Below are 20,092 nucleotides of genomic sequence, written 5' to 3' on the forward strand. Positions count from 1 at the left end.
TTTATTCCTCCTATTTATTACTAATATTCAATATTTTTTACAAGCAATAAACATGCCATTGTAAAATTTCTATTGTTTTTGTTTATATTTTTCAGAATATCGCTTTCTTTTTCTAACAAAAGTTGAAGGATCTATACACAAAGCTTTTGCTGCATCCCTTACATTACCATATTTATCAAAAGATTTTTTAATAAGTCTTTGTTCCAGTCTTTCAACACCCTCTTTTAAAGGAATTATATCATCTTGAGAAGAAATTTCCACACCACTATATGAAGATAGATACTTGCTAGGTAAATCCTGTAGTGTAATTTTTTCTTTATCACTAATTATCACAAGTCTTTCTACAATATTTTTAAGTTCTCTAACATTACCTGGCCAGTTGTATTCATAGAAACACTTTAACACATTAGAATCAAAATAATCATTAAGACCATACTTCTTATTAAACTGAGATAAAAAATATTTAATTAAAGGCATGATATCCTGTTTTCTCTCTCTTAAAGGCGGAATTACTATAGGTACAACATTTAACCTGTAATATAAATCTTCCCTAAAAGTCTTTTCCCTCACCATTTCCTCTAAATTACGATTTGTTGCTGCTAAAATCCTGACATCAATTTTTATAGGTTTTACTCCACCTATTCTTGTTATTTCATTTTTTTGTAATACTCTAAGTAGTTTAACTTGCATGTCTAAAGGTAATTCTCCTATCTCATCTAAAAACAAAGTTCCTCCATCAGCTACTTCAAATAGCCCCATTTTCCCATCCTTATTTGCACCAGTAAATGCACCTTTTTCATAGCCAAAAAGCTCTGCTTCAATAAGAGTATGAGGAATAGCTCCACAATTTATTTCTAAAAACTGCTTATTTTTTCTATTGCTATTTTTATGAATATATTTTGAAATTTCTTCTTTTCCTACTCCAGTCTCACCTAAAATCAGCACAGTAGTATCTACCTTAGAAACTCTATTTGCAAGTTTTATTGTTTCAAGCATATGGTGATCTTCTGCTACAATATCTGCTGTATTTAAAAGTTTAACTCTCATTTGCTCTAGTTCATAATAATATTTTTCTGTAAGTTCTTTATTTTTTTCAAGTTGTTCTTCCAATTCAATTAAGGCAGTAACATCTCTAACATTAGTTACTACTAAAGAAATTTCTCCCTTCTTATTAAATATGGGATTACTAGATATCATTACTTTTCTTCCACTTTTATATTTTTGCTGTATAGTAACACTTTTGCCTCTTTCTAAAACTAATAAAGTAGCAGATTTGGAAATATATCCTTTTTTTTCTAAATCTTTCATGTTTTTCCCTAGCATATCTTCTCTTTTTAAACCAGTTATTTCTTCATAAGATTTATTTATTCTTAATGTATTAGCCTTTCCATCCGTAATATATATTCCATCATAAGACGATTCAATTATAGAATCTAGCTGTAAACAAGTTAGTTCACAATTTTTAATGCCATTACTTTGTCTGATTTTAATACAAGCTAGTTCTTTATTAAGTTTTAGCTTAGGAAGCATACCTATTAACTCCCCATTTTCTTTGATTACAGGAATATTTGTGTTTTGAGATATATCTATGTTTTTTATATATTCATTTTCACATACAGTAATTACATCTTTAGTGCATACTTCTGATATTGGAGAGTCTGATTTGATCGTATTATTCATGAAAGCTTTTAACATATCATCTTTAGTAACTATTCCTATTACTCTATTATCTTCATCAATAACAGGAGCACTATCAATGATACTAGAAACAAATAAATCACTTGCTTCATTCATAGTTGTAGTAGGTGAAAATTTTAGAATTTCTGTAGCCATAACTTCTTTTACCTTCAAATTCATTCCTCCAATATTAATAATTTTATCTCTATTATTATACTACACCTTCAATTGTTAAAGTTAAATGTTTCATTAAATCAATTTCATAAAATTGTATTGACTGCTTCGTAACGCTATCATAAACAACTCTTATTACTGGTCTATCTGGCAAATTTTTATTTTGCCTTACTACATATCCTTCTACTCCGTTTGACAATTTTACACAACACCCCAAAGGATAAATAGCAAAACTTTTTTTAAAAGCTTCAATCACATTTTGATCAAATCTTGTTCCCATTCCACCTAAGATAAGTTCATAGGCTTCTTTTGGATTAATTTTTTTTCTATAACTTCTATCTGCAGTTATTGCAGTAAAAACATCACTTACCGTAATAATTTTTGCATAATCTGAAATCTCATGTTCCAAAAGTCCATAGGGATAACCCTTACCATCAATTCTTTCATGATGCTGTACAACTCCATGTATTATTTTTTCTGAAACCACATTAGTTTTAGATAAAATTTCTTTACCGTATATAGGATGTTTCTTTATTTCTTCAAATTCTTCTTTTATAAGCTTGGTGGTTTTATTTATTATTTCGTTAGGTACTCTCATTTTACCAATATCATGTAAAACAGCAGCTAACCCTAACTCCTTGAGTTCCGAATTATTAAGTTTCAAGTATGCTCCTAAGTATACAGACATTATACCCGTATCTACACAGTGGATATATGTGTAGTTATCATAAATCTTAAATTCATACAAATTATCATTTATACTTTTTAGACTTATAATTTCATCTATAAGCTTTTCAATTATATCTATAGATTGTTTTGCAGCAAATTTATGACCATCTATCAATGTATTAAATAATTTAGGCATTTGTTTCAAAATAGCTTTTTTTTGTTTAATCATATCATTTTCTATTGAAATATCAGAAAATCTTTCATCCTCAATATATAGAATAAATATACCACATTTTCTAAGCTTAGCTATTACTCCACTATTCAATTTATATCCAGCCTTAAGCAAGACCTCTCCATTACCGTTCAAAATGTCCTTAGCTAAAATTTCGTCCCCCTTTAAATTTCGCAGGAACTCAAGTCTCATCATAGTCCCCCCCTTATAACAAGTCCTAAATGATTATAGTTAAATTATATCATACTATATAATATATTTTATTTATTTTCAAAAGATACACTATTAGAACTTAATTTAATATTATAAATATTAGGAGAATTTTCAATATAAGGGGAATCTAAAATGATTAAAACGCTTTCTATTTTAACACCTAAAAACAATTCATCAATCACTAATCCAATTTCTGAAATATCAATAATATTAATTAGTACTAGAACTTCCGATTTATCCAAAATTAAAATGTATTTAGACGGTAAAAAAGTCCATTATTCCATTACAGGAAATAAAATCAGCTATATTCCAACTAAAAAACTTCGTTCGGGAGATCACTATGTTAAAGTTACTACTACTGATAATAACGGAAATGTTAATAAAATAAAATGGTCTTTTTATGTTGAAAAAAATAATTTAAAATATAATTTTTATTATGGAATTCCACACGCCCATACTTCTTATTCCACAGGGAAAGGAACTCCATCAGAAGCTTTTAAATATGCCTTTGATAAAGCTTTAAATTTTTTAATCATAACAGATCACTCTAGCAGTCTATCAAAACACTCTAAAGGAAATAAGTCTAAAGAATCTAAATGGGGACTTACAAAAAAAGAAGCAATAACTTTCACTAAAAAAAGCAATAACTTTCTAGCGCTTAGGGGATTTGAAGTTTCTTCTAATCACTATGGACATTTTAATATAATAGGAAGCAAAAATTATTTAAAGTATAAAATTAAAAATTTTGACGAGTTTACTTACTGGTTAAATAGAGAAGATAGTCCTATAGTTTCTATTAATCATCCTCATAAATATATAGAATCTTTTAATTATAATGCACAATTAGATAAATATATTAACTTTATTGAAGTTGGTAACGGATCTCCACCTAATAAATATCTAAATGGAGAAAAATATTATTATAAATTATTGGATAAAGGTTGGCATTTAGGCGCAATAAATGGACAAGATAATCATAGAGCAAATTGGGGAGATAGTAATAATTTAACTGTAGTAATAGCTAAATCATTAAAGGAAAAGGATTTTATAGATGCACTAAAAAACAGACGAACTTACTCCACAGAAACTAGAACACTAAAACTTACTGTTAAAGCTAACAATTACATGATGGGCAGCATACTACCATTAAATAAAAATATAATTTTCAACCTAAAAGCTATAGATAAAAATAATCCTATAAATAAAATTGAACTTATATCTAATGAAGCTACAGTTTTGAAATCGAAAAAATTTTCTGAGAAAACTAAGGTTAAATGGGATTTATGTATACCATTTGAGAAAAATAAATGGTATGTTATTAAAATAACTCATAAAAACGGTCTCTACGGTATTTCTTCCCCGTTTTTCACAAGCCCTTAATTTAAAAATATTTTAGGAGTGTATATATACACTTATACATACACTCCTATTTTAAAAACTTATTTAACAAACTTCATTTTTCTATTTTTAAAATACACTGTTTTTAGATTACACTGCTCAACTATATTACTAGCTATATGAAAATATTTACCAATATTATCTTTATCATGAGCATCCGAGCCTAAAGTTATATACTTACCTCCCAATTCACTAAATCTTTTGTAAATTTCAATAAGATTATATACAGCTTTTTTATTACTCAACCTCCTGCTATTTAACTCTATGCATATGCCTTTATCTATTAATGTTTTTAGTACCTCATCTATAAAATCTTTATATTCTTCATAATAAATCTCGCTATCTTCATATTGTGCATATCTTGAAATATAATCTATGTGTCCTAAGCTATCTATAAATGAATGAGTATTTATAGATTTTACCATACAATTAAAATACTCTTCATAAAGTTGTTTTTTACTTTTAGTTTTATACAATTCATCTCCATAATACAAATCTATATCATACATATCATGAACAGATCCTATAACATAATCAAAAGGAAATTTAGTACACATATTTTTATATTCTTCTAAATACTTATCACACATACCTATTTCTACACCAAGAAGAATTTTTTCATTCCTATAAGCAGAGTACTTTTCAAAATAATCTTCTACATCAAATCTAAATTCGTCTTTATTATAATAATTCAAATCCATATGATCAGTAATTATAACTCCCAAATTATAATTTTGAGACTTTTTAATTAGATCTTCAATTTTCATTATAGAATCTGTAGAAAATTCAGTGTGTACGTGAGTATCAAACATATTAATCCCCCCTAAAAAAACAGCAAAACATTTAATGCTTTGCTGTTTTGTAAACAAATTATTTTTTTTTCTTTTTCTTTCCTTTATTTATTATTTCCATATCATTGTTCTTGTTAAGTCTACTAGGCTTTGCTTTACTTCTAATCATAGAATCCTTTCCATTATTAGGAGTTGATTTTCTAGACAATCCTGCCAAATCCATAAACCATAAGAATAATATTAAAAACACAGCTGTTTGTATGTAATACCAAAAACTTTTTGCTATTTGAGGCCATACAAAACTAGGTACAAGTAATACTACAAGAGCTATAGTAAGGACTATCCACTTATTTATTTTTATTTTTTCTAATACGTAAATTTTAAGTACATTGTACACTATTAAAATGATGATAACCATTAATAGCATTGGTAAAAATGCTTTGAAAAATGCAGCCATCTTGTTTCCTCCTTTTGTCTAATTATCTATTATTTTATTATACATTTATTTATATATATATATCAAGTTTAATACATATATTTTCAAAATAAATTCATTTTTGTTTCTATACTTAATGTTAACTATGTTATCAATTGACAATTGTCATTTGATAATGTACAATTTAGGATGTTTGCGTGTTATAACGCTTAAATTTTAAAATTTCTTTTTAATAATTATCGATAAATTCCTTTATAGGTAATTTGCTTTTAAATAAACAATAACTACTGAAGTTTTTTATTATATTATTAAATTAATAATCCTTAGCAATTATTTTGAATTTTTCTCAATATTTCTGCCTGTTTTTTATTAGTTTTGTAAAAATGCTATTTTTCATTAATTTATGTATATTTGTTTGCCAAAGATTTTGATAAACTGTTAAAACTTCTGTTATAATGTTATTAAATATTATATCTTCTGAGGTGATTTCTATGAATTTAAAAATAAATGGACTTGATGATTTAGATATTCAAATTTTGGAAATATTAATAAAGGATTCTAGAACTCCATATCTAGAAATAGCAAGAAAATGTCACGTAAGTGGAGGTACTATCCATGTCAGGATGAAAAAAATGGAGGATATGGGTATAATTCAAGGTACTAAACTTATTTTAGACAATACAAAATTAGGATATGATGTATGCTGTTTTATAGGAATATTCTTAGATAAAGCTTCTTCATTCACTCACGTTTTAAGTCAGTTAGATAAGATAAAAGAGGTAGTAGAATTACACTATACCACAGGTGAATATTCAATATTTATGAAGGTTATATGTAAAAGTATTTCTGATCTTCAAGACTTATTAATGAATAAGATTCAAATTATTCCTGAAATCCAAAGAACAGACACCTTTATATCTTTATCACAACCAATTGAAAGAAATATTCAATTATAAAATTTATGAAATTTTGAAAAAGCGAAAGATAGTATCCTTTATACTATCTTTCGTTTTTTTACATTGTATATAATTTTTTTATATTTTATTAATATTTTTACTAATATTTTTTTTAAAATTGCAAATAATAACTCTGTAAAAATCATTTAAAAGGAGATGTAATAACTTTATGAAGGCATTAGATGGTACTGCACTTATCTTAGTTATTATAGGAGCTATAAACTGGGGATTAATTGGCTTCTTTAGATTTGATCTTGTTGCTGCTTTATTCGGTGACATGTCAACATTAACCAGAATAGTTTACGCTTTAGTAGGTATTGCTGGCTTATACGCTATTTCTTTCTTAGGTAAAAACAGAGAAACTGGTGAAGTTAAATAATTCACAAAAACACCAAGCAATAAAATTGTTTGGTGTTTTTCTATTTTCCCTTGACTTTATTAGTTTAGTATATTAAAATGAATTATATTAATACGCATACTAAAAATCGTTGATCAGGAAGAGTAGCTATTGGCTTTAAGTTACAGAGAGTTGAGGATGGTGGAATCTCAATACGATATCCTTTAGTGAATGGACCTGTTAGATGTAAACCGAAATCTAAATTTTGTTTTAGAAAGTAGTATTTACCGTGTTTCGCACGTTACAGCGATAGGATATGTTAGTATCTGAAAAAGATGTGTTTAAATAATATATAAAATATATACTAACTTGTATGTTTTACATATTATTTAAATATAATTTAGGTGGTACCGCGAATATAACTTCGCCCTAATATTTAGGGTGGAGTTTTTTTTATACAAAAAATTTCTAAGGAGGTGAGTTAATATGATATGAAATGAAGATTTATCTGGTTGGTCTATAAACAAAATTTATTTAACACAGAAAACAAATATTAGGAGGAATCTTATTATGAATTTAAAAAGAACTATTATTAACTCGCTTCTTATAGCTGTAGGATTTATTTTACACCAAATAACGCCCCCATTACTTTTGGGTATGAAACCAGATTTTTCATTAGCTATGCTATTTATAATTATACTTTTAAATGATGATTATAAAACTGCATTAACAACAGGTATTGTATGTGGTATTTTATCTGCTGTTACAACCGGCTTCCCTGGTGGACAAATTCCTAACGTAATTGATAAATTTATAACTGCTAACTGTATATACTTTCTTACAAAAATTTTATCAAAGAAACTAACAAGTCAAATTAAAATTATTATACTTACTGTAACTGGAACATTAATTAGCGGACTTGTTTTTTTAATCTCTGCTTCTGTTTTAGTAGGTCTGCCTGGTTCTTTATTTACATTGTATGTAGGTATAGTACTTCCTGCAACTTTAATAAACACATTTGCTGCAGCTATAATTTTCAATGCTATAAAAGTATCATTTAAATATTCAAACGTTAAGGTTTTTAATGATATAAATGCTTCAAAATAACAATTATTAAATTTTAATTATTATTCAAGGGGGTAATTATTATGTCAGAAAACAGAACAGGTTTTTATGGCGAATTTGGAGGACGTTATGTTCCTGATAATTTAAACAAAATTTTAGATGAAGTAAAAAAGGAATTTTATAAATGCAAAGATGATCCTGAATTCATAGAACAATTAAACTATTATTATAAAAACTTTATTGGAAGACCTTCTCCATTGTATTTTGCTGAAAAATTAACACAAAAACTGAGTGGAGCAAAAATCTATCTTAAAAGAGAAGATCTAAATCATACAGGAGCACACAAAATTAATAATACCATGGGGCAAGTATTATTGGCTAAAAGACTAGACAAAAAAAGAATTATCGCAGAAACTGGTGCAGGTCAACATGGTGTTGCTACTGCTACAGTTTGTTCCCTATTTGATATGGAATGTATTATATACATGGGAGAAGAAGATACTAGAAGACAGGCTCTTAATGTTTTTAGAATGGAACTTTTAGGAGCAAAAGTTGTTCCTGTTAAACATGGAATGAAAACTTTAAAAGAAGCTGTAGACGAAGCTTTAAAAGATTTAATGGAGAATTATGAACATACTTATTATATGTTAGGTTCAGCTGTTGGTCCTGACCCTTATCCAGCTATGGTAAATTATTTTCAATCTATTATTGGTACTGAGGCAAAAGAACAAGTTCTTGAGGCTGAAGGCATCTTACCTGACTATCTTGTAGCCGCTGTTGGTGGTGGAAGTAACTCAATTGGATTATTTGCTCCTTTTTACGATAATGAAGAAGTAAAATTCATAGGAGTTGAGCCTGCTGGAAAAGGTATTGAAACAGGTATGCATGCTGCTACTTTGAGTCTTGGTAAACCTGGAATACTACACGGATTTAAATCTTATGTTCTGCAAGATAAAAAAGGTGAACCACTACCTGTATACTCTATTTCTGCTGGATTAGATTATCCTGGTGTAGGTCCAGAACACTCTTTTTATAAAGATACTAAAAGAGCTAAATATGTATCAATAACTGATGAAGAAGCATTGATCGCTTTTGAAGAGTTATCTAGAACAGAAGGAATTATTCCTGCACTAGAAAGTTCTCACGCAGTTGCTTATGCTACTAAATTAGCTAAACAATGTTCTAAAGATGAAATTATAATTGTAAACCTATCTGGAAGAGGCGACAAAGATGTAAATCAAGTTTTTGAAATATTAAAATCAAAATAAAATAAAAATGCAACATAAGTTACTAATAACTTATGTTGCATTTTTTACATTGCTTCTTTAGCAGTGTTTTTCCCAAAAGCTTCTTCTGTTTCTATTGGTTTTCCTACAAATCTAACTATAAGTCCTATAAGAACTATATCTATCGGAAGCACTAAGTATATAGGTGCTCCTAAACCTACTGGTATATATCCTCCTAAAATAGCTACCGCTGCAACAACTAAAGCATAGTACAATTGAGTTTTCACATGATCTATATGGTCACAAGCTGATCCCATTGATGATAATATTGTAGTATCTGAAATTGGTGAACAATGGTCTCCAAATATTGCTCCTGTAAGTACCGCACTTATAGCTCCAATCATATATGAATGACTTGCTGGGTTTAATGCAAATGCAAGTGGAATTGTAAGTGGCATTAGTATTCCCATTGTTCCATAAGAAGTACCAGTTGCAAATGAAATTATTGAAGCTAGTATAAATATAATTGATGGTAATATAAATGGTGGTAAATTACCTGATAATACAGATACTAAGAATTTTGCTGTTCCAAGTTCTTTAATTACACCACTTAATGACCAAGCAAGAAGTAATATAACTCCTGTAATGATTAATGACTTCATCCCATTTACCCATATATCTATAGCTTCCCCTAAAGTGAATATTTTTTGACTTGCTCCCATAACCATTGCTACTATACTTGCAAATAGTGCTGCTTGGAATAAAACTATACTAGCATCTGATGCTCCAAAAGTCTCTCTTATTGCTGCAAAAGAAACTGGTGAATCTTGAAGTAATGCAATTAAAGCTTTATCTTCTCCGCCCATTATAGCATTGTATCCATTATAATAGAATCCTAAAAATGCACCTACTATTAAAACTAGAATTGGAATTACTGCATTGCTAACTCTTAATACTGTTTCTGCTTTTGGTTCAAATTCTTCACCTTCATCTGAAGCCATAGGTTTTGCACCATCTCTTAAAAGTTTCCCTGTAGTTCTTGCTCTTCTTTCAGCTTTAAGCATAGGACCAAATTCTCTTAAAAATAATGCTGTAAATACTATAAATAAAAGAATTAATATGTTGTAAAATCTATAAGGAATTGTTTCAAGAAATACATTGTAAGCACTAACACTTTGACCTATTGATTCATATCCTTCTTTTATTAAGCTAAGTTCATATCCAACCCAAGTTGAAATAACCGCTATACCTGCTATAGGCGCTGCCGTAGCATCTATTACAAAAGCTAATTTTTCTCTTGATATTTTCATTTTATCAGAAATTGGTCTCATTATAGGTCCAACTATAAGTGAATTTGCATAATCATCAAAGAATACAAAAAGCCCTAAAAGCCATGTAATTATTTGAGAACTTGTTGGTGATTTAGCTTTTTTAGCTAGTGCTTCAGCTACAGCCTTAGCACCTCCCATTTTTGTAATCAATGCTATAAGTCCACCAATGGTTAAACATTGAAGTATAATACCTGCATTCCAAGGATCTGCAAGTGAACCTAATAAATGATCTATTATATTTAAAAAACCATGACATACTGCATATAAAACATTGTGTCCAGTCAACGCTAATAAAAATGTTCCTGAAAATACTCCTATAAAAAGTGACAATACTACATTCTTAGTTATGAATGCTAAAATAATTGCTATTAATGGTGGTAATAATGTCCAAATACCAAATTTATCTGCATTAGCTTTCGCTACTTCTGGATCTACCGCCAATGCTGTAGTACACCCTAAGATTAAAATGGCCATCAACATTAATGTGGCAACTAAAGTTCTTCTTTTTCTCATTTTGTTTTCCCCCTAATTATTAATATGAATTCAATTAAGTGAATTGAAGTGGAAGAAAAATAATTATCAGTACACAAATAAAAGCCTTGAGCTCTCACCCAAGGCTTAAAAAACACTATAAATTAAGTATTTAATAAGTTTGACTAATAGCCCTCCACAAATAAAATATTTGTGGCAGTCTTGCATATATTCTATACAAGCCCAGCTGTACAACTTTAAAGCATCAGTTATACGCTTCGGCGGTATTTCCTTTTCTGCTGCATCATTGTGCTTACCTCAACAACAGTACTCTTAAAGACCGCGCCTCTATCTTCGACTTAAATATTCACTTGTTTACAAGTTTACATTAATATTTATACATAGTCAAGAATTATTTTATAATAATTTTTTTATTCCTCTTTTTAATGTATTCTCATAATCAATAAAATCATAAACATCTTCATCAAATAAATCACTAAACTTTTTAAGCTCTTCTAAGCTTAAGTCTTCTATTGCTTTATCATTTTCTTCACAGTATAAAACAATTGCTCCTATAACACCATGTGCATCTCTAAAAGGCATTCCTTTGTTTACAAGATAATCCGCTCCTTCAGTAGCATTTAAGAAACCTTTTTTTACTGCTTTATACATATTTTCTTTCTTAACTTTTAAAGTTCCCAACATTCCATTCATAATCTTTAAACATTTTAAAACTGTATCACTTGCATCAAAGAAAGGTTCCTTATCTTCCTGCATATCTTTGTTATATGTAAGTGCAAGACCTTTCATAGTAGTAAGAAGTCCTATAAGATCTCCATAAACTCTTCCTGTTTTTCCTCTTATAAGTTCTGCTGCATCTGGATTTTTCTTTTGAGGCATTATGCTGCTGCCCGTAGAAAATTCATCACTTATATATATAAAGTCAAATTCCTTACTATTCCATATGATAATTTCTTCACTTAACCTGCTAAGATGCATCATTATTATAGAAAAATCTGAAATAAGCTCTAATAAATAATCTCTATCACTTACCCCATCCATAAAATTGTCTACTGGTTTTTTAAAACCCAATTCCTTAGCTGTAAATTCTCTATCTGTATTGTAAGTTGTACCAGCTAATGCACAACATCCTAACGGACTTTCATCCATAATTTCAACAGCATTTAACAATCTGTGTTTATCTCTTTTAAACATGCTATAGTATGCCATCATATGATGAGTAAAAGTTACAACCTGTGCTCTTTGAAGGTGAGTATATCCAGGCATCATAACATGATTTTCATCTGCAAGCTTTTTAATAGTTTCCAAAAGTATATCCATTTTTTTTACTATTTCTTTAGCTTTAGCTTTTGAATATAATCTCATATCTACTGCTACTTGATCATTTCTACTTCTTGCTGTATGAAGCTTTTTGCCAACTTCTCCAACCTTTTTTATAAGGTTTACTTCCATAAAGCTGTGTATATCTTCATAATCCCCTTCAACTTTCAACTGGCCACTTTCTATATCTGAAAGAATTTCATTTAATCCATTTATTATTGTTTCCTTTTCTTCTTCGGTTAAAATACTGCACTTAGATAACATTTTAACATGTGCAATACTTCCTACTATATCTTCGTAATACAAAGTTTTATCAAAGCTTAAAGAACTATTAAAATCCTCCATAAGCTTACTTTCTGTATTTTTAAATCTTCCTCCCCAAAGCTTCATATCAAATTCCTCCAACATTTATCTTTTAAATTACATTGATTTATTATTTACAGTAAATAAACAGAGTGTGCTAGTTAATATTTATGTATTTATAATTAACTAGCACATGAACTTTTATTAATATTTTCCTTTATTAATCATAGCGTTGATCTTACTTGGAAGTCCGAATAACTTGATAAATCCTTCTGCATCCTTGTGATCATACAATTCACTTGCTCCAAAGGATGATATTCCTTCATCATATAAAGCATATGGTGATTCCATACCTGCTACCATAATATTTCCCTTATAAAGTTTTAACTTTACAGTACCTGTTACATTTTCTTGAGTTTTATCTATAAAAGCATCTAAGGAATCCTTAAGTGTAGTAAACCATAAACCATCGTAAACTAATTCACCATATTTTTGTGCTATACCCTGTTTATACTGGAAAGTATCTTTATCCAGAGTTAAGTGCTCAAGTTCCTTATGCGCTTCATATAAAATAGTTCCTCCTGGTGTTTCATAAACTCCTCTTGACTTCATTCCTACAAGTCTATTCTCTAATAAATCTATAACTCCAATACCATTTTCAGCACCAAGTTTATTTAATGTTGTAATTATTTCCACTGAACTTAGTTCTTTTCCATCAATCTTCTTAGCTACACCTTTTTCAAAGTAAATTTCTACATAAGTAACTTCATCCTTAGCTTTTTCCGGAGGAGTAACCATAAGGTACATATCCTGCTTATGCTCATTTTTTAAATCCTCTAAATCTCCACCTTCATGGCTTACATGCCATATATTTTTATCTCTAGAATATATCTTTTCCTTTGTAACTGGTACTTCAATTCCATTAGCATTAGCATAATCTATAGCATCTTCTCTTGATTTTATATCCCATATTCTCCAAGGAGCAATTATTTTTATTGAAGGATCAATTGAAGCTATTCCCACTTCAAAACGCACTTGATCATTTCCTTTTCCTGTACATCCATGACATATATATTTTGCTCCTTCTTCATGTGCTACTTCCACAAGTTTTTTAGCCATAAGTGGTCTTGCAAAGGATGTTCCTAACAAATATTTCCCCTCATACACAGCATTTGCTTTAACACCCTTGAAAACATAATTCTCTATAAATTCTGAAGTTAAATCCTCAACATATACTTTTTCTGATCCGGATTTCAATGCTTTTACTTCTATTTCAGAAAAGTCATCATCCTGCCCTACATTTATGCAACAAGCAATAACATCTAAATCATAATTTTCCTTCAACCATGGAATTATTATTGATGTATCTAATCCTCCTGAATATGCTAAAACAACTTTATCTTTCATTTATAAAACCCCTTCCCTATATATACTAAATTTTTATTTATTTTCCTTGAAGTTATTTTTAAACACTTTATGTATATTTATTAATCTTTTTATCGTTTGCAGCTTGTAAACATCATTATTTCCACTGCATTACGTATATTTATTGATAACTTTTGGAAAATTTCCATGTAATTATTATACATCATTATTTATATTTATGCAATATACATTTATAAATATACAAAGTTTTTTGTTACTTCAACACCTTTTTCAAGAACATTTTTGTTCTCTCTTCTTTTGGATTACTAAATATATATCCTGGAGGTCCTTCTTCAACAATTTTACCCCCATCCATAAAAATAACTCTATCAGCAACTTCCTTTGCAAATCCCATCTCATGAGTAACTACTACCATTGTCATGCCTTCCTCAGCAAGTTCTTTCATTACATTCAAAACTTCTCCAACAAGTTCAGGATCTAATGCAGATGTTGGCTCATCGAATAGCATTATATCTGGATTCATAGCAAGTGCTCTTGCAATAGCCACCCTCTGCTTTTGTCCACCTGAAAGTTTAGATGGATAGTAATCTTTTTTATCTTCTAATCCTACTTTCTTTAAGAGTTTCTCAGCTCTTTTTAATACTATATTCTTACTTTCTTTTTTTACTGTAATAGGAGCTTCCATAATATTTTCCTCAACTGTCATATGGGGAAATAAGTTAAAATTTTGAAAAACCATCCCCATTTTTTCAATTATCTCTCTCATGTGCTTTTTATTTTTTATATTAAGTTTTTCACCTTCAACTAAAACTTCTCCACTCTCAGGTACTTCAAGATGATTTAAGCATCTTAAAAAGGTACTTTTACCTGATCCTGATGGTCCTATAATTACTAAAACCTCTCCTTTTTTAACTTTTATATTTAAATTTTCAAAAACCGTAAGGCTTCCGAACTTTTTAGTTAAATTTTTAGTTTCCATCATATTCATACTAAACCTCCCTATTAATATACTGATAATTTTTTCTCAAACCCACCAAAAACAGTTGTAAATATAGTTGTCATAAAAAGATATAAAACTCCCGCTATAAATAACGCTTCTACCGGTCTAGCTGTTGCAGATAGCTGCAGCTGTGCTGTTCGCATAAGCTCGCTCATAGCTATTACCGAAACTAAAGATGTATCCTTAAGCATTGTTATAAATTCATTTCCTACTGGAGGAATAATATTTTTAAATGTTTGCGGCAAAATTACTCTTCTCATAGTCTGCATATAATTAAATCCCAAAGCATTACAAGCTTCAAACTGCCCCTTATCTATAGAGAGTATACCCCCTCTTATAATTTCCGCCATATATGCTCCTGAATTTAAACTCAATCCAAGTATAGCTGCTTGCATAGGACTCAATTCAACCCCTACGAAAGGTAATCCATAATAAAATACAAATAATTGCAAAAGCATAGGAGTTCCCCTAAACAACCATGTATAAAGAGAGGCAATTCCAACTACAATTTTATTTTTACTTAATTTCAACAGTGATACAAAAATACCTATTATACTTCCTAAAACTACTGATATTACTGTAAGTTCTATAGTTATCATGCTTCCTTTAAGTAATATTGGAAACATATCCTTTAAAATATTAGTATCCAAATTCTCTTCCCCCTGACGTACTCTTTATATTTTTTAAAACTGTACCCTTGTATCTTGCAATACAAGGGCTTTATTATTTTATATTAAATTTTTACAATTTAAATTTATTTTTTATATGCGTCAAATCCAAACCATTTTACTGAAAGCTTAGATAAAGTTCCATCTTCTTTTAACTCATCAATAGCTTTTTGTATCGCCTCTTTTAATTCTTTATCTTCTTTTTTAAATCCAATACCCATAGGTTCTTCACTTACTTTTTGTTCCAACACTTCAAACTTTCCTGGATTTTTAGCCAAGTAATATCCCCCAACTTGCGCATCCATTATTACTGCATCAATTCTACCTATTGACAATTCAGTAAATGCTTCAGTTATTTTGTCATAAGGTTTTACTTCCTTTAATTCATCCATCTTTTCTGCTGCTTTATGACCTGTTGAACCCATTTGACATGCAAGTACTTTTCCTTTTAAATCATCTAATTTCTTTATTGAATCATTTCCTTTTTTAATTGCAATAACCTGTCCTCCCATAACATATGCCTCTGAAAATGCTATAGATTTCTTTCTTTCTTCTGTAATACTTAATCCTGAGATTATAGCATCAAATTTGCCAGATTGAAGTGCTAAAAGTATGCCCTTCCATTCTGTTGGTGCAAACTCTACTTCAACTCCTAATTTTTTACCTATTTCATTCGCAAAGTCTATATCAAACCCAACAAGATTATTTTTTTTATCTCTAAATTCCATTGGAGGGTATGAATCATCTAAACCTATTTTTAATTTTCCTCCTTGTTTAACTTTTTCTAATGAATTCACACTTTGTTTATTTCCTTCTTTATTTTGAGCTTTATTACTTCCACATCCTACAAGTAAAGTAGCCCCTATAGTAACACTCAATAAAATGACTGATATTTTTTTCATATTTATTCACCCTTCCCCTTCTGAATAATATTTGATATTTTATATATTTAATGCCCCCTTGCGATATAATGATTATACAACACACTTTATATTTATGCAATATATTTTTATAATTATACATAATTTTTATAAAAATTACCTCTTTACCATATCTTACCTACTTAAAAATTTATATAAAAAGAGCTTGTAGGCATTTTTTATGCCTAACAAGCTCAAAATATTTATACAAGAATTACTCTTATATAGTATATAATTATTTATATTTTAAATTTATTTACTTCATTTTTAAGCTCAGCTGCTACCTCATTAAGTTGCAATGCAAATGTGGATACTTCCCCTGTATTTGTTAACATTTCTTCTGACGAAGCTGAAATTTCTTGAGAAGATGCAAAAGTTTCTTCAGCAATAGATGATACTGTTTCTACTTTATTTGAAACTAAATCTTTTGATTTTATAGTATTATTTAACAACACATAAGTATCATCAATATGAGGTAATATTTCAGTTATTGATTTTAATATCTCTTCAAAAGCTTGTACAGTATTTTTAACTATGTTAACTTGAGTTTGAACTAAATTATCAACTTCATTTGAATTATTTATTACCTCCCCTGTTTCACTGCTTATAGACTGAACTAATTTCTGTATATCTTCTGTTGATTCTTTTGATTGTTCAGCAAGTTTTTTAATTTCATCTGATACTACTGCAAATCCTTTACCTGCTTCTCCAGCTCTTGCTGCCTCTATTGCTGCATTAAGTGCAAGAAGATTAGTTTTTTCCGATATTTCATTTATAACATCCGTTATATTTCCAATTTGAGATACACTTGAATTTAAATTATTTAATTTATGTACTGATATTTCAAAAGCTTCTTTAACTTCTTCAATAGATTTTGAAAGTATATCTATTTGTTCTTTTCCTATATTAGCTTTATTTTTTGTTTCATCTGAACTATTTTTTACAATTAATAATTTATCCTGTATATTTTCAATCTGATCTCCTAAATTTTCTATATGATTTACTACTTCTACTAAATCATCTGCCTGTCCCGACGCACCTCTTGTTACATCTTGTATTGCATTAGCTACTTCGTTAGTTGCTGATGTCATTTGTTGTGCATTACCTGTTAAGCTTGATGACATATTCTCTGTTTTTACAGCTTGTGCTTTTATGCTTCCTATAGTATCTCTTAAACTTTCTGACATATCTTTAAAACTAGAAGAAAGTACTCCTATCTCATCTTTTGATTTTATATATATATCATTATCAAACTCACCCTTTGCCACCTTTTTAGCCAGATAAACAAGTTTCGATAATGGATTGATGATATTTTTTGATATAGATAAAAGTATTATCAATACAATTATAAAAGAAATGACTGCTAAAATTACTGACACAATTATAATTGTATTTACAGCTTTATATACATTTTCCATAGATAATCCTATAGCTATTACTCCTACATGTTCATTATTTTTATAAACAGGAACCAAAACATCATATACTTTTATATTTTTTTCTTTATAATCATATATATTAGTATATATTTTCTTTTGTTTAACAACCTCTTCTATTCCTTCACCTTTCAAAACTGTTCCTATTCTTTCTTTAACACTAGCTGCTGTAATTTTAGAATTTGTATCTGCAAAATATGCATAAACTATATTTGAATCTTTTACCAAACCATCTATTAACTTTTCAACACTTAAACTTGCTTTTAATTCATTTACCTTGTTGGCAAGTATTCCTATCTGTATCATCCCTCCGCTTTCTGTTGCAATATACCCGTATTTATAATAATCATCTGTTTCCCTAGATTTTCTTATATTCTCCATAAGCTCATTTTTCTTACCTGTCAAAACAGGATATGATATATGATCACTTCCAAAAACCGCGTCTATACTACTTTGTAAATTAGAGTAGATTACTTTACCACTAGAATCTGTAATATTTATTTCATCTACTTTAAAATATTTTGCAATCTGCTCTAAATAATCATTATTTATCTCTTCTTGGGATCTACTAGTAAGAAAACTTCCTAAAGTTCTTACTTTATCTTCTATGGCCTCATTAATAGTATCCACTGCCATACTATTTTTTTCTATTTCATGTGCTACCTGTTTTGCTAAGTTTAATCCATCTAATTTCATTTGCTTAACTAACTTAGATTTAGCTATACCTACAGATAACCCTGAAATTAGAGTAATAATTATAAATATAATTATTAACGGAATAGTACGTATTTTAATTTTTATTGACAGGTTATTCAAAAATTTTTTCATCTGTCTTCCTCCTCTTATCTAGCCATTAGCTTTTTCAAATATGCTTTATTTGCATATATTAATTATACTTCCTATTTAAATTATAACGCATTTTCGTTGAATTTATAGTATTTTATGTAAAATAATTTATATATTTACATAATTTTCTCTGCAAAACAAAAAAAACCGAAAATACGGTTTTTCGGTTTTTTTATCTCAACAAATTTTATAATATTAATCATTCATCTTACTTATTACTTCTTGTGCGAACTCCATAGTCTTAGCACTTCCCCCAAGATCAGATGTTACAATCTTGCCTTCCTTTAAAACTTCAGCTACTGCATTATCAATTTTTTTTGCTGCTTCATATTCCCCTAAATGCTTAAGCATCATAACCCCACTTAAAATTGCAGCTGTTGGATTTGCTATATTTTGTCCTGCAATATCAGGAGCTGAACCATGAACAGCTTCAAAAACTGCCATATCATCTCCTATATTAGCACCTGGCACTACGCCAAGTCCTCCTACTAACCCTGAAGCCATATCAGATAATATATCTCCATACAAATTAGGCATTACAAGTACATCATATTTTTCTGGGCCTTGAACAAGTCTCATACTCATAGCATCTACTATCATATCTGAAAATTCAACACTCTTATGTTTTTCTGCAGATTCTCTGGCACATCTTAAGAAAAGCCCATCAGATAATTTCATAATATTTGCCTTGTGCACTGCAGTAACTTTTTTTCTTCCTTGTTTTTCAGAAAGATTAAAAGCGAATTCAACTATTCTATCACTAGCTTTCTTAGTTATCACCTTTATGCTTTCAGCTGCTTCCGCTCCTACATTATGTTCAATTCCTGCGTATAATCCTTCTGTATTTTCTCTAACTATAATTAAATCTACATTCTCATATCTAGAAGGAACTCCTTCATATGTTTTTACTGGTCTTACATTTGCATAAAGATTAAGCGCTTGTCTAAGACCTACATTAACACTTCTAAACCCTTTTCCAACAGGTGTTGTAACTGGTCCTTTAATCGCAATTTTATTTTTCTTAATACTATCTATAACATAATCAGGAAGAGGTGTTCCATATTCCTCAACAACCTTTGCCCCAGCTTCAACTACTTCCCAATTAATTTCAACACCACTTGCATCTATAACTTCCTTTGTAGCTTCCATAACTTCTGGTCCTATTCCATCTCCAGGTATTAGTGTAATATTATAAGTCATTTTGTTATCCCCCTTT

The 20,092-nt window shown here is 29.1% G+C and carries 17 protein-coding genes, 1 riboswitch and 1 other annotated feature; of the genes, 5 read left to right on the top strand and 12 right to left on the bottom strand.

The window, feature by feature from the left end:
- Positions 1-69: 69 nt before the first annotated feature.
- Positions 70-1,851: a sigma 54-interacting transcriptional regulator gene (locus OXH55_RS14930; protein WP_268050825.1), complete on the bottom strand. Its 1,782-nt coding sequence runs from the start codon at positions 1,849-1,851 to the stop codon at positions 70-72.
- 37 nt (positions 1,852-1,888) lie between these two features.
- The gene (locus OXH55_RS14935; RefSeq protein ID WP_268050826.1) at positions 1,889-2,944 is read right to left on the bottom strand and encodes an HD-GYP domain-containing protein; all 1,056 of its coding nucleotides are present in this window, start codon (positions 2,942-2,944) and stop codon (positions 1,889-1,891) included.
- A gap of 153 nt (positions 2,945-3,097) precedes the next feature.
- Here OXH55_RS14935 and OXH55_RS14940 point away from each other — a divergent pair, with 153 nt between their 5' ends.
- Positions 3,098-4,345: a CehA/McbA family metallohydrolase gene (locus OXH55_RS14940; protein ID WP_268050827.1), complete on the top strand. Its 1,248-nt coding sequence runs from the start codon at positions 3,098-3,100 to the stop codon at positions 4,343-4,345.
- 59 nt (positions 4,346-4,404) lie between these two features.
- Here the strand turns inward: OXH55_RS14940 and OXH55_RS14945 are convergent, their stop codons facing one another.
- Positions 4,405-5,175, bottom strand: a complete 771-nt coding sequence (locus OXH55_RS14945) for a histidinol phosphate phosphatase (protein WP_268050828.1) — start codon at positions 5,173-5,175, stop codon at positions 4,405-4,407.
- Positions 5,176-5,233: 58 nt separating this feature from the next.
- A complete protein-coding gene (locus OXH55_RS14950) occupies positions 5,234-5,611 on the bottom strand; it encodes a hypothetical protein (protein ID WP_268050829.1) in 378 nt (125 codons plus the stop codon).
- Positions 5,612-6,081: 470 nt separating this feature from the next.
- On the opposite strand from OXH55_RS14950, the gene OXH55_RS14955 reads away from it, so the two are divergent.
- The 4 genes from OXH55_RS14955 (at position 6,082) to trpB (ending at position 9,216) form a co-directional block, all read left to right on the top strand.
- A complete protein-coding gene (locus OXH55_RS14955) occupies positions 6,082-6,546 on the top strand; it encodes an Lrp/AsnC ligand binding domain-containing protein (protein ID WP_268050830.1) in 465 nt (154 codons plus the stop codon).
- Between the two features lie 169 nt (positions 6,547-6,715).
- On the top strand, positions 6,716-6,925 hold the full coding sequence (locus tag OXH55_RS14960; RefSeq protein WP_268050831.1) for a DUF378 domain-containing protein: 210 nt from the start codon (positions 6,716-6,718) through the stop codon (positions 6,923-6,925).
- A 100-nt stretch (positions 6,926-7,025) separates the two neighbouring features.
- Positions 7,026-7,318 (top strand) — a binding site (T-box leader).
- Between the two features lie 135 nt (positions 7,319-7,453).
- Positions 7,454-7,990 carry a tryptophan transporter gene (locus OXH55_RS14965; protein WP_268050832.1) on the top strand — a complete coding sequence of 179 codons (537 nt, stop codon included), beginning with the start codon at positions 7,454-7,456 and terminating at the stop codon, positions 7,988-7,990.
- A 35-nt stretch (positions 7,991-8,025) separates the two neighbouring features.
- On the top strand, positions 8,026-9,216 hold the full coding sequence (gene trpB / locus OXH55_RS14970; protein ID WP_418921848.1) for a tryptophan synthase subunit beta: 1,191 nt from the start codon (positions 8,026-8,028) through the stop codon (positions 9,214-9,216).
- Between the two features lie 44 nt (positions 9,217-9,260).
- Here the strand turns inward: trpB and OXH55_RS14975 are convergent, their stop codons facing one another.
- From OXH55_RS14975 to OXH55_RS15010, 8 genes are all read right to left on the bottom strand, one after another.
- Positions 9,261-11,018, bottom strand: coding sequence for a Na+/H+ antiporter NhaC family protein (locus OXH55_RS14975; protein ID WP_268050834.1), 1,758 nt, complete (start codon positions 11,016-11,018; stop codon positions 9,261-9,263).
- A gap of 139 nt (positions 11,019-11,157) precedes the next feature.
- A riboswitch (Lysine riboswitch) is annotated at positions 11,158-11,335 on the bottom strand.
- Positions 11,336-11,393: 58 nt separating this feature from the next.
- On the bottom strand, positions 11,394-12,707 hold the full coding sequence (argH, locus tag OXH55_RS14980) for an argininosuccinate lyase (RefSeq protein WP_268050835.1): 1,314 nt from the start codon (positions 12,705-12,707) through the stop codon (positions 11,394-11,396).
- 117 nt (positions 12,708-12,824) lie between these two features.
- Entirely contained in the window at positions 12,825-14,027 is a 1,203-nt protein-coding gene (locus OXH55_RS14985) for an argininosuccinate synthase (protein ID WP_268050836.1), read from the bottom strand.
- A gap of 232 nt (positions 14,028-14,259) precedes the next feature.
- Positions 14,260-14,994 (bottom strand): amino acid ABC transporter ATP-binding protein, encoded by a 735-nt coding sequence (locus OXH55_RS14990; protein ID WP_272509073.1) that lies wholly within the window; start codon positions 14,992-14,994, stop codon positions 14,260-14,262.
- Between the two features lie 14 nt (positions 14,995-15,008).
- Complete coding sequence (locus OXH55_RS14995) at positions 15,009-15,656, bottom strand: amino acid ABC transporter permease (RefSeq protein ID WP_268050837.1); 648 nt, start codon at positions 15,654-15,656, stop codon at positions 15,009-15,011.
- A gap of 104 nt (positions 15,657-15,760) precedes the next feature.
- Positions 15,761-16,576 (bottom strand): ABC transporter substrate-binding protein, encoded by an 816-nt coding sequence (locus OXH55_RS15000; RefSeq protein ID WP_268050838.1) that lies wholly within the window; start codon positions 16,574-16,576, stop codon positions 15,761-15,763.
- Between the two features lie 257 nt (positions 16,577-16,833).
- Complete coding sequence (locus OXH55_RS15005) at positions 16,834-18,858, bottom strand: methyl-accepting chemotaxis protein (RefSeq protein WP_268050839.1); 2,025 nt, start codon at positions 18,856-18,858, stop codon at positions 16,834-16,836.
- Between the two features lie 213 nt (positions 18,859-19,071).
- On the bottom strand, positions 19,072-20,076 hold the full coding sequence (locus OXH55_RS15010; protein ID WP_268050841.1) for an isocitrate dehydrogenase (NAD(+)): 1,005 nt from the start codon (positions 20,074-20,076) through the stop codon (positions 19,072-19,074).
- Positions 20,077-20,092: the final 16 nt, after the last annotated feature.

Source organism: Clostridium ganghwense (assembly GCF_026735165.1).
GTDB lineage: Bacteria > Bacillota > Clostridia > Clostridiales > Clostridiaceae > Clostridium_H > Clostridium_H ganghwense.